This window comes from Asticcacaulis solisilvae, from assembly GCF_052327315.1.
In the GTDB taxonomy this organism is placed as follows: domain Bacteria; phylum Pseudomonadota; class Alphaproteobacteria; order Caulobacterales; family Caulobacteraceae; genus Asticcacaulis; species Asticcacaulis solisilvae_B.
On sequence record NZ_CP166196.1, the window covers coordinates 1,357,562 to 1,369,666 of the forward strand.

Below are 12,105 nucleotides of genomic sequence, written 5' to 3' on the forward strand. Positions count from 1 at the left end.
TGACGACTCGCAACGGATTTCGGCGCAAATCCGAACGATGTTACCAATATGTAACAGACTCGTACCGATTATAGGGAAATGGTGCGCGAATTCGCGTCCGGGAGGTATTCGAGCCGGAGCGGCCCAGCCTGGCGCGCGCCCGACGGGTGCGGAGCATTTTTGACAAGGACGGTCTTCGGCGCGTACCAATACCGCTTCTGTGCTGAGGCAAGCGTGATTCTACATCCGGACCTGGAACCCCTGCGGCCTTGGCTCAGTTGCGACATGTCGCCCGCGACGGCGGGCGCCCTGGCCGCGCATCCCCGGTTTACCGAAGCCGCCCGGGCGCTCAACACAGTAAAGGTCGAAGCCGCGGCGAATCCGGTCATGGCCATGCTGTCCCGAGACGCCGGCCATTATGTCGCCGCCGCCCTGGTCTTTGCCCTGCATCGCGGGGAGGGGATCACGCTGCCGCGTTTCCAGTCGGCGTGCGACGAGAGCCGGTTCATGAGCCGTGGCCGCGCCCGCTCCCTGCTGGGCTATCTTGAGCATGTCGGCTTCCTGTCGAAAATCTCGGTGCGCCAGGGCCGGGCGGCAGCGCTCTACGCGCCGACGCAGCGCTTCATCGACGTGTGGTGCAGCCGCATGCGGCGCGGCCTCGAAACCGTGGCCCTGCTGGAGCCGGCGGTGGGCGGACTGCTCGACCGCATGGACGCCGATCCGCCGGTCGCCGTGGCCTTTGCCCAGCGCCGGGGCGACAGCATTTTGGCCGGATTGGCCCGTGCGACGGGGCACGACATGCCGTTCGTGCGGATATTCAACCATCGCCTGGGTGGCGGCCGGGCCCTGGCCCTGCTGCTGAGCCGCGACGCTGGCGACGGGCCGCTGGCCATGGCGCCGGTGTCCTGGGTATTGGACGACGCGGTCCGGCACTGCGGCATATCGCGCCCCCAGGCCCGGCGCCTGTTCGAAGATGCGCTGGCCGAAGGCCTGGTGAGCCTCGGGGACGGCCGGCTGACCTGGACGGAGACAGCTCGTCAGTTCATCGTCTACAGCGCCGCCTTCGAATTCTCCGGCATGCTGGTGTCGGCCGCCGCGACGGCGGCGAATGATATATGATTTGATGGCGTCAGTAGCGTCTAATTGTGCAATTCGTAACCTGTTGTCTAATTGATTTGCTCATTTGCCGTTAGCTATGGTTGTCTACGGGGTCACAAACAAGCGTCGGAGCTTTAAGTGATGTTCGTGCCGGCAAGGTCGCGGTCAGGCGGTTGAGCAAATGGCTCGGAAGACTGGGTGTCCCTATGTCACCGACGAGGTTTTTGTCCTCTCAGGTTACGTCGGGATCACCCTTTTGGCGTCGGGCGTTTTGACTGGGTGTGTGCGCTCAGGCAGCTTCCCAGTCGAAACGCTCACCCGACAGCCAAAGCTTGTGCAGAAGGGCGGCGAGTTTTCGGGCGACAGCGACGCGGGCGCGTTTTCCGCCCTTGGCTAGCGCCAGCGCCTTGCCCCAGGTTTGAAGCGCGAACGGCCTTTTGACGCGGCACAGCAGGTTGTTTGCAGCTTCGTACAGGGCATGGCGCAAGGTCCGGTCTCCGGCTTTTGAGATATGGCCTTTGGTATCGCGCTCCCCCGACTGGAATCGTCGCGGCGCCAGACCTGCATAGGCGCCGGCGTCGCAACCATGCGCGAACCGTTTCGGATCGCCGCTTCCTTTACAATGGCATCGGCAAATGGCCTCGAACCTGGGTCTTTATCGAAGTAGATTATTGCCTTTGTTGCCGCGGGAATTCTTCGGGCCACGAGATCCCGGAAATTGGCTGGACAGTTATGCATTGCCTGAGTCAACGGTTTTGTAACGACTAATTCCATGCGTCAATGAGAATGCCGAACCCGGACATTTGCACCTATCGCTCAAAAATCCAGTTTGCACTGAGCTTTGATCTTCTGTGCGGAGTTATGGATTTTCGGGGACAGGCCGCGAAATGTCGAAATATATCCAGTCCGAATCCTGCCACCGATAATCTGTCCCGAGACGACCACGCACGCAACACAAGACCTTTGGAAGGCTTCTAAGCCGCCCCGCCGTCAATGGACCGGCGCGCCGACATCTCCCTTTATGCCGCGCGCCTGCAACAGGGCGGGCAACACCACGCTGGCCATGATCTTGTTCTGAGGCGCTTCGCCGGTGTTGTAGCGCGAGCCGGTGAAGACGGCGATCAGGTCGAGCTCGGGCACAAGGTAGATCTTCTGGCCGCCATTGCCTTGCGCGGCGCTCATGAAGACGCGGTGGGAGCCGTCCGGCGTCGCGACACGCAGCCACATGCGCCACCAGTAATAGCCATAGGCCGTGTTTTCGACGGTGCTTAATGACGACAGCGACGTCTTCACCCAGGTGGCGGGCAGGACCTGGGTCTTACCCCATCGTCCCCCGTTCGCGTAGAGCATGCCGAACTTCAGCATGTCGCGCGGGCGCATGGCCATCATGCCGAATGTCTTGTCGGCATTGGTCAGGTCGTGGTTCCAGGTCCAGTCGGCCCGGCGGATGCCCATGGGGCCGAAGAGGTGCGCCTGCGCATAGTCTGGCAGGGTGCGGCCCGTCGCCTTTTCGACCATGCGGCCGGCCAGGAAGGTCGCGCCGGTGCAATAGCGGCCCACCGTGCCCGGGGTATCGACCATTTTCACGTCGACCAGGACGCGGATCCAGTCGTGGGTGTTGTAGAGCTGGCTTTCACCGCCGGGAGAGCCGGCCACATGGTCGTCGCAGTCCAGGCCCGACTGCATGGTGAGCAGGTCGCGCAGGGTGATGGCGGACTTGCGCGGATCGGGGTTGGCGACGGTCGCGTAGCCCAGCTTCGGCAGGACCGGTTCGTCCAGGGTGACAGCGCCGTTGGCGACGGCCTCTCCCACGACGGCGCCGACCACTGACTTGGTCGCCGAGACCATCCGGTGCGGCGTATTGCGGTCATAGCCATAGAAATATTCCTCCAGCACCAGCTTGCCGCCCTGGAAGATCAGGACGCTGTCGACATCCGGCCAGGTCTTGTCGAGGACGCCGGCGACGAGGCGGTTGGCGGCTTCGGCGCCGAGATCGGATCTGGCGACGTCGCCCACGGGGATGCCGTCCCGCAAGTCGCGCGGCGCCTGGTAGCGATAGGGCGGCGAACCGGCCGGGCGGGGCTGGAACCCGGCTGCCGTCAGGGCCGAGATGCGGGCCGACAGACGCCGGTTGACACCTGTCGGATCCTCGATGGCCGTCACGACGCCATCGGGGCCGCGATGGAAGATGACGTCCGCGCCGCCACCGTTGATGAAAACATCCGCCGACTTGCGGCGCAGCGGATACTTGCCGCCATCCAGCACCGCGACCAGTCCGTCGGGGGCGGCGATCTCGATCGTTGCGCCCTGGTAGGTGTAGGTTCCGACAAAGTCGCTAAGCGGCGGAAGCGTGGCCGCCGGGGGCTGTGCGGCGACAGTCGCCGGTTCCGTCCGGGCGATGGCGGGCATGCCGCCAGATGCCAGGGCGAGGGTGATCGTCAGAGAGATGGCCAGGGTGCGCATAGGTTTTTCTGTCTGCCGGTATATTTTGAAGCCGTAGCGGCGCTCTATTCCACCACGACCCGATTATTCATCTGCGTGATCTCCTTCGCCCCCTGCGGCGTGACGATCCGCACGGCTGATCCCGGCGCCAGAACGCCTTTGAACTTCAGCGTCACCGTCGCCGTATGCGGATTAAGATCGGCGGCGGAGGGCAGGGCTGGGGCCAGGGTCCGCGCCAGTTCGTGGCCTGAGGCGTCCTCCAGCACCACGGCCGAGGCGGGGGCGTTCTTGCTGCCCAGGCTGTGCACGGTGACGGCGATGGCGCCCTTGCCGGCTTTCACGTCGTCCTTGCCGATGCCGAGGTCGGGGCGCTGGGCCGGGTCGTCGCCGGGCGTCGCCAGCGTGAACTCCCAGGTCTCCTGCTTGCCGGGCGTAAAGGTCAGGTCGGTCGAGGTGGTGCGTTCCAGCGCGATGCTGCGCGTGGCGCCGTCGGGGCCCGTCACCGTCCACTGGCCGCCCGCGATCTCCCAGCCGGTCATGACGGCGTGGATCGGCGCGTTCGACAGGTTATAGGCCGTGACCTTGAAATGCTTGGCGCTCTGGTCCGAGATGAGGATGCCGACATCCTCGGCGGCCAGCGGCCTGTCGAAACGCCAGCTGACCAGGTGCCCCGGCACGGTCTGGTTCCGTGTCAGCGCCATGCCGCCCAGCCGCGTCCTTTGCAGCATGTTGCTCGGCATTTCGACACGGTCCGACCACCAGTGGGCGTCGGTATAGAGCCACATATGCTGGTCGTTGAAGGCGATCTCGTTGGCGAACAGCGTGTCGAGATACTTCGTATCGCCCGTATAGTTCCAGGCATAGTAAAGCGTCGAGGCGTCGTTGGAACCCGCGTCGGCGCGCGATTTCAGCAGCTTCCCCAAGTCGTCGCGCAGGTGCAGCGCCGCCGTGGCGTCGCCATTGATGAAGGTCAGGCCGGTCAGCGAGCGGCGCACGACCTGGTTGCGGATCGGCGCCAGGTACTTTTCGTCGCCCGTCCAGCGCCACGACTCCCAGAAGATCTGGATCATGGCGTTGTTGGCGCGGGTGTCGCCCTTCAGGTCGCCGCGCGCCTTGCCCGTCGTGGCCTGCAACTCCTCCGGATAGGTCAGCGAGCCGTCGGCGTTCTTCGTCGCCTTGGCCAGATAGGTGTCGGCAAGCGACGTCACGGTCTGGCGCAGCGTCGGATTGGCGTTGAAATCTCCCAGCAGCGTGCCCGGATGCAGGATCAGCGGCGAATAGGCGTGGCTCCAGTTCCACGGCGCGTCCAGCGACACGTCGGTGCCCGAGAAATAGCGGCTGATGACATAGGTGTGGCCGTCGACGCCCTTTTGCACGATGCGCGGATAGGCGCGCGCCGTCGCCATCAGGCGCTCGACCACCTTGGGGTCGCCATAGTCGCTGTACATGGATTCCGACATGGCGTTGATGCCCTCCTCATAGGAGTGCAGTTCGTCGGTCTTGATGGTCCCCAGCCCGTTGGTGATCATGCCGTTCTTGAAGACGGCGTCGGTCAGCGCCCCGAGCGAGGCCACAAGCTTGTCCGGCTCGTCGCCCATCAGCGCCATGGGCGGCCACTGCTGCGTCAGGTCGTCGTCGTCGGAAATGCCGCCGCCGAAGTCGCCATAGGGCACCTGGCGGTTGTCGACCCACCAGTCGACAAAGGTGCGCACGCGCTTCAGGTCCTGGGTTTGCAGATACGCCCAGGCCGGTACGCCGTCCGGAACCTTCGGTTCGGGCTCGGGCAGGGCGCCCTGGTCGGGGTGCATCTCGGCCCACATTTCGCGGCCGTGGATGTTCTGCGGATCGACCTTGAGCAGGTCCTTCAGCTCTTCGTTGAGGCGCACGAAGCGCGACAGGCGCTTGGACTGGGTATGCTCCTCGACCAGGAAGGCCAGGTTGTCGCGCGCCTGGGCGAAGCGGTCGGCGATATGCTCGGGCAGGGCGTCCTTGTATGGCTTGAACTTCAGCCGCACGGCCATGCCGTCGAGCTGCTGCGCGTTGAAGTCGGCGGTGGCGCCGGCTACCGTCAGGTACAGGCTCTTGCCGTCGGGCAGGATGCGGTCGCGCGTATCGAGGAAGACGGTGCGCGCCTCATTGGGCTTTATGGAGACCGTGACGTTGAGCAGGTCGCGCGCCGGCCACAGCGGGTCCTTCACCGCGATATTGAGCGGATAGAGGCCGTCCGCTCCGGCCTTGACCTTGAGCGCGGGGATATCGAGCGCGATGCCGTCGAGCCCGCCGTTCATGCCTTCCCAGCCGTATTCGTACATGTTGACCGGCCGGGCGTCGCGCCACTGGCGGAAGTCTTCCGGGATCAGGATATGAACGATCGGCAGGCCCGGCGTGGCGGCCGCTGCGGGCTTCGACGGCGCGCCGGCGGGCAGGGCGACGACGGTCGCGCGCTCATCCGGCTGATAACGGCCGGCGACGAAGGCTTTCAGCGCGTCGATCGACGGGTATTCGTTGATGTCGGCGCTGGCCTTGACCTTGTAGGTCAGGGTCTGCTCGGAAGGCTCTGCGCCCGGCGCGACATTATACGCCGCCAGCTCCTGGATCGGCGTTTCCTGCGCGACGTTCTCGAAACGCAAATTCCCGCCGGTCAGGGTCGAAAAGTCGTAGCTGTTGCGCTCGATGCCCTGCGGCCGGGTAGCCAGCAGCGCATCCTTGGCGCCCGCCTTCTGGTAGGTGAGGGTGCCATAGGCCGCGCCTTCGAACTCGACGTGGTTGAACGGCTCGTCCGGCAGGGTGAAGGTGATGGCCTTGCCGCCTTCGACATAGACGTTCCAGTCGGGCAGCTCGAAATAGTCGTGGCGGCCCGTCAGGCGCGAGCGGTTATAGACGCCCGGCCAGGTCGTCTCCGCCATGCCGTCCGAGCCCAGCGACATGCGTTCCTTCAGGTCGAACTGGGCGGTGAACTCGACCTTGCGGATGCGCGTGGCGGGCGCGGTCAGGGCCACGGGTGACGTCTTGTTGTCGAAGCCATAGCGGTGCGACCAGGCCGCGTCGGTCGCGGTGCGGGCAGGCGTGGGGGCTAAGGGCGCGGACCCCGACGCCAGCGACGCGACCTCGGCATCGGACAGCGCGTGGTCGTAGACGCGGATATCGTCGATGTCGCCGCCGCGGATGAACGGATACATGGAATGGACCTGGTGCGGCGAAATCACCCGGCTGTTGGGTCCGAACTGGTCGAGGCCGGCATCGAGCACGACCGGCCCGGCCTTTGCTGCGACGCGTTTGCCGTTGACATACAGGACGACGCCGCCGGCTTCGTCCCAGCTGAAGGTGATCAGCGTCCAGTCGGTGGCGGCAGGAAGCGTCGCCAGCTTGGTCGATACGCGCAGGCGCGACAGGTTGTTGTCGGTGACGAAGGCGTCGTAGCCATGGCCGTTCCAGTCGATGCGCAGCCACACCATGTCCCAGCTGGTGTGGTCGGCATAGGCGACGCGGAAGATGGGGAACTGCGTCGGCCCCAGCGGATCGCGCGCCCGCCAGTAGAAGCTGAGCGTCCCGCGCTCGGCGTAGACATTGCCGGGCGCCATCCAGGTCAGTTGCTGCGTGCCCTGGGCCTGGATATAGGCGCCGCGCTGCGGGTCCTGCTGGATCGAGACGTTCGACGCGAAGTTGGGCACGGCCTGGCCCTTGGCGATGTCGGCAGTCAGCCCCTTGTCGCCCGAGACGTGGAACAAAAGCCCGCTGTCTTCTGCCCGTGCGGCCCCCGCCAGCGACAAACACAGGGCGGTAAAGGCGCTGAGACAAGCGCGACGGCGGAACTTCGGCGGCATAATGAGCACTCCCTGGCGGTCGCGGTGGTCCGCGCCCGTATGATTTTGCGGGAAGGCTAAGCCTTATGCCACAAGCATGTCAACCGGTGTCATTTTGTCTTGGAATGTGGGATGAAACGACGCTAAAAATCGCTCGTCAGCCCAAAATCCACCCGCGTGCGGCTATTGCTGTAGGCGGTGATATCCGACTGGTTGCGCGACGCCTGGACCGAGACATAGGGCACGGCGCCGAAGATCAGCACGTCGCGCTTTGAAAACCGCGCCGTCAGCTGGCCGTAGGTGTCGCTGCGGTGAAGGCCGGAAAACAGGGGGTTGCGGTCGTATTGCCGGGCGCGGCCGGCGGCTTCGAGGTACACAAAGGTCGAGAACGGCCCCTGGAACAGCCGCCCCGCCTTGATCTGCTGTTCCTGGAAGGTCAGAGTCTCGAAGGTCGCGCCGCGGCGCTGCGCCACCGCGTCGAAAATCCACAGGGTCGAGGCGTCGAGATAGCGGATCCGCTTGACTTCCGCCCGGGTGTTCCAGCCGACGCCGATATTTTTATAGCGCACATTCAGCCGGTCTTCGCTGATGTCGGCCGCCCACAGCTGGTCGTGGCCATAGGTGTCGCCGTGCAGCGCGAACCCGCCGCCGGTCTGGGCAAGGTCGTTGCCCAGCCACTGGGCAATGGCGCGGCCCGTGACCGAAACGTGCGAAAAACGCCCGACCTGCCATTCCGGGCCCGTCTGCACCGAGATGCTGTGGCTGTCGTAGAGGTGGCCTGGATCGTGCGTGCCTGTCACCAGGATATTGGTGCGGATGCCGACGCCGGGCCTGAGCAGGGTCAGCCGGCCGGCGCCGACATAGCCGCTGAAGGCCGGGCCGGTCTTGCCGCTGCCGGGAGCGGTTTCGCTGAACGGCAGGCCGAAGATGGCCAGGCGCGTGATGTCGGTCGTATCGTTGGTGCTGCCGTTGTTGCCGGTGAGGGAACCGGCGGCCCAGACGTGCCACGACTTGCGCTGGATGATGCCTTCCAGGCGTTTGTAGGCAGCGCCGGCGCGGTCGCCGTCGAGCCCGCCGGCCAGGGCCAGGCGGTAGTCGAGCGTCGCCTGCTTTTCGCGCCGGTGCCGGAAATGCAGCTCGGCGATTTCAAAGCGCGCCAGGCCGTCGTTCGGGTCTTTCGACAGGCGGTGTTCCAGCAGGATCGCGGCCTTGTCGTCCTGATACGTCATCTCAAGCAGATGAATGCGCAGCAGGAAGCCTTTTTCGGTCTGCAACAGGTCGGGCAGGGTGCCCAGAAGCGTCAGGGCGCCCTTGTAGTCGCGCGCTTCGATACGCGCATTGAGCTCGGGCGGGAACGACGGGTCGGTGCGCACGGTGTCGGCCGCCGGGGCGGGCGTCGCCATGGCCGGCGCAGCCAGGCCGCCCCAGGCCGCGCATATAGCGACGGCGGATGCGGCCAGCCACGGCAGGCGCCGTGGCTTCTCCTTGTGTGGATTGCCCCCCATAATGCTTATTAAGACCGCCCTGTACTTTTATATTATGGGATTTGAAGGTACAGGAGGGGGCGATCGAGTCAAGCTGCGCGCGGCTACCGCACGGACCCTTGGACTTTTTGAAATTTTGGGATGTCAGGATTTGAAAGCGCCGCGGCAGTCACTAAGACTAGCAGATGGTGCCCAGGAGAGGACTCGAACCTCCACGACTTGCATCACTGGTACCTGAAACCAGCGCGTCTACCAATTCCGCCACCTGGGCAATCTTAAGGTCTGCGGCCCGATCCGTGGATCGGAGGCGGACGTATATGGGCAAAGATTGTGCGGGTCAACACGCAAATATCGCTTCCTTGCGTTTTTTGTAAGCCTTATCCACACCTTCGGAGCAGGCTCTGGCACGGCTTATGCAGTTGACTTGGGCCGCCGCAGCACCGTAAGCCGGTCGGCATAAAGAAGAGGGCAGGGTATTGCGTATTTCATCGCGGATTTTGGCTGTAGCACTCGCGCTTTTCAGCGCCTTTCCCGCCAGCGCGGCGCTTGCCGGCCCGGCGACCGACGCCTTGTCCACCTGCCTCGTCCGCGCCGTGTCCGATGAAGATCGTGTCGTTCTGATGCAGTGGATCTTCTCGACCATGGCGCGCCACCCCGGCGTGGCGCAACTGTCCAATATCAGCCCCGAGCAGCGTATCGAGATCAACCGCAAGGGCGGCGCCCTGTTCACGCGGCTCCTGACCGCCGACTGCACGCTGGAAACGCGCAAGGCCGTGCTCGACGACGGCCAGACCGCCCTGTCGTCGGCCTTCAATGTCCTGGGCGGCACCGCCATGGACGGCCTGATGGCCGATCCGGCCGTGCAGGTCTCGCTGGGTGACCTCGCCGACTATATCGACCAGAACCGCCTGAAGGCCGTATTCGGCGTCCCCAATCAGAAGCCGGCCGCGACGCCGGCGGCGGTGTCCGACGGCAAGCCCGCCGAAAAGCCGAAGACCGTGCCGGTGGCCGAGGTCAAGCCGGCCGAGACCAGGACGGTTTCCGCCCCGGCGGCGGCCAGCAAGTAAAGCGACCGGGCGAAAGGCTCCTCGGAACCGTTTGACCTTGCCATTCGGGCGCGGAACGAATATAGAACGTGGGGCATGAGCCGCACCTTCCCCGTCCTGCCGCCGACCTATTACCGCGATCATTTCCTGGAGATGGTCGGCTTCGTCACGTCGGTCTACGGCGAGATGCTGGGTGAGGCCGAGCACGACTTCGTCGAAGGCTTCCTGGAACTGTCCGAGGCCGCGCAGTGCCTGTTCGTGCGCATGAGCAACCGCAAGCGCCAGGTCTTCACCTTCGACGATCTCGACTACGGCGAAATCGGCGACGTGGCGGGCGGGCTCGACGACCTTCTCGACAGCGGTTTCGCCAGGCGTTTGAACGCGGCCGACTACCGTGCCGTGCTCGACGCCATGACCAAGCCCGATGTCGTTGAGGTCGCGCGGCGTCATGGCCTTGAGATCAAGACCGGCTGGGCCAAGGGGCGGCTGGTCGAACACCTGTTGTCCCATCTGCCGTTCGCCGATTTCGCCAGCGATTTCGACCTGTCGGGCTTCGTCGCGCCGGGGCAGCGCGATACTTTGGGATTCCTGCTCTATCTCTATTTCGGCCGGCTGAATGAAAACCTGCTGAGTTTCACCCTGCGCGATCTCGGCGTCGTGTCGGTGCGTGAACAGGACAGCTATCGCGCACGTTTCCATAGCCTGGGCGAGGCGCGCGGCGGCTATGTCTACACGGCGATCGTGCGGGCGCTGAAGTCGGGTGAGGCCGATATCGACGCCCTGTTCGACCAGCTGGACGCACTGCCGGAAATCCAGGCGGACTTCATCGAGGCCTTGCGCAACACCATGCTGTTTCTGCTCGGCCAGGGCTTCGAAAAGCGCAGGGATGTCGAGCGCGCCATCGCGGTTTATGAGCGCGCCACGGCCTTCGACAGCCGCGAACGCGTGGTGCGGCTGCTGCACGGGCGCGGCGAGACCGATCGCGTCAGGGCGATGCTCGAGGCCATGCTCGACAGCCCGGCCGACGACGAGGAATTCATCTTCGCCGACGACTTCTATCGCCGTAAGTTCGACAAGGTGCGGACCAGTGTCTTTACCGACCTGCTGCGCACCAGCGAAATCATCGAGGTCGACGAGCTGTATCGCGGCTTTGCGGAGGAGGCGGCCATCCGCCATTTCGCCGCCGACGGCTGGAGCGCGCACCATACGGAAAACGGTCTGTGGCCGTCGCTGTTCGGCCTGGTCTTCTGGGACGAGCTGTTCGAGACCGGCGGCATGTCGAGCGGTTTCGACCTGGTGCCGCAATGCCTGAAGGACCGCAGCTTCCACCGCCTGTTCACCGCGCAGATCGAGGCGAAACTGGCGCGCGTCCGCGGCGGGCAGGGGCTCGACATCGTGCGCGATACGGTAATGAACCATGCCGGCGACGACAACGGCATCGTGTGGTGGTCGGACAGCCTGGGGCCGGTCATGGCGCAATTGCTGATGTCGGCGCCGCCCGAAGCCGTCGCGGCGGTGCTGAAGCGCATGAGCGAGGATTTCTATGCCCTGCGCGACGGTTTCCCCGACCTGATGCTGACGCGCGACGGGCAGATCCGGTTTGTCGAGATCAAGGCCGAGGGCGACGCCGTGCGCCGCCATCAGCTGGCGCGGCTGAACCTGCTGAAAGGGCTGGGTTTCGCCGCCGATATCGCGCGCGTCAAATACCGCATCGATCCCGACCAGACCTATGTCGTGGTCGATGTCGAAACGACCGGCGGGCGGCCGCCCAACGACCGCGTCACCGAAATCGGCGCGGTCAAGATCCGCGGCGGCCAGGTCGTCGACGAATGGCATTCGCTGATCAACCCGCAACGCCATATTCCTGGCTTCATCACCGACCTGACCGGCATCAGCAACGCCATGGTCGCCGATGCGCCGCTCTTCGCCGATGTGGCGGAAAGCTTTGCGGCGTTTCTGCAGGGCGCCGTATTCGTCGCCCACAATGTCAATTTCGACCACGGTTTCATAGGCGCCGAATTTCGCCGGCTGGACATGCGTTTCCGCCTGCCCAAGCTGTGCACCGTGTCTTCGATGCGCAAATACTATCCCGGGCATGAATCCTACAGCCTGGGGCGGTTGTGCCAGGTCTACGGCATCCGGCTGGAGAACCACCATCGCGCGCTCGACGACGCCCGTGCGGCGGCGGAACTGCTGCTGCTGATCAATGAGCGAAGGCTCAAGGCGGCGTGAGCTCGCCCCTGTCCGGCTGCC

General features: G+C 64.7%; 7 protein-coding genes, 1 tRNA gene and 1 pseudogene. 3 read left to right on the forward strand and 6 right to left on the reverse strand.

What is annotated here, in order from left to right; translation table 11 throughout:
- The first annotated feature begins 213 nt into the window (after positions 1 to 213).
- Positions 214 to 1,098: a hypothetical protein gene (locus AB8717_RS06185; RefSeq protein ID WP_443750163.1), complete on the forward strand. Its 885-nt coding sequence runs from the start codon at positions 214 to 216 to the stop codon at positions 1,096 to 1,098.
- A 268-nt stretch (positions 1,099 to 1,366) separates the two neighbouring features.
- Here the strand turns inward: AB8717_RS06185 and AB8717_RS06190 are convergent, their stop codons facing one another.
- From AB8717_RS06190 to AB8717_RS06215, 6 genes and pseudogenes are all read right to left on the reverse strand, one after another.
- Entirely contained in the window at positions 1,367 to 1,564 is a 198-nt protein-coding gene (locus AB8717_RS06190) for a hypothetical protein (protein WP_443750164.1), read from the reverse strand.
- A gap of 3 nt (positions 1,565 to 1,567) precedes the next feature.
- Positions 1,568 to 1,714: pseudogene (locus AB8717_RS06195) on the reverse strand (transposase); the annotation flags it as partial.
- 353 nt (positions 1,715 to 2,067) lie between these two features.
- Complete coding sequence (locus AB8717_RS06200; protein ID WP_443750165.1) at positions 2,068 to 3,540, reverse strand: serine hydrolase domain-containing protein; 1,473 nt, start codon at positions 3,538 to 3,540, stop codon at positions 2,068 to 2,070.
- 44 nt (positions 3,541 to 3,584) lie between these two features.
- A complete protein-coding gene (locus AB8717_RS06205; RefSeq protein ID WP_443750166.1) occupies positions 3,585 to 7,343 on the reverse strand; it encodes a LamG-like jellyroll fold domain-containing protein in 3,759 nt (1,252 codons plus the stop codon).
- Between the two features lie 122 nt (positions 7,344 to 7,465).
- Positions 7,466 to 8,827 carry a hypothetical protein gene (locus AB8717_RS06210; protein ID WP_443750167.1) on the reverse strand — a complete coding sequence of 454 codons (1,362 nt, stop codon included), beginning with the start codon at positions 8,825 to 8,827 and terminating at the stop codon, positions 7,466 to 7,468.
- 165 nt (positions 8,828 to 8,992) lie between these two features.
- Positions 8,993 to 9,077, reverse strand: a tRNA-Leu gene (locus AB8717_RS06215).
- Positions 9,078 to 9,303: 226 nt separating this feature from the next.
- Here AB8717_RS06215 and AB8717_RS06220 point away from each other — a divergent pair.
- Positions 9,304 to 9,873 (forward strand): hypothetical protein, encoded by a 570-nt coding sequence (locus tag AB8717_RS06220; RefSeq protein ID WP_443750168.1) that lies wholly within the window; start codon positions 9,304 to 9,306, stop codon positions 9,871 to 9,873.
- Positions 9,874 to 9,948: 75 nt separating this feature from the next.
- The gene (locus AB8717_RS06225) at positions 9,949 to 12,084 is read left to right on the forward strand and encodes an exonuclease domain-containing protein (protein WP_443750169.1); all 2,136 of its coding nucleotides are present in this window, start codon (positions 9,949 to 9,951) and stop codon (positions 12,082 to 12,084) included.
- The last annotated feature ends 21 nt before the right edge of the window (positions 12,085 to 12,105 follow it).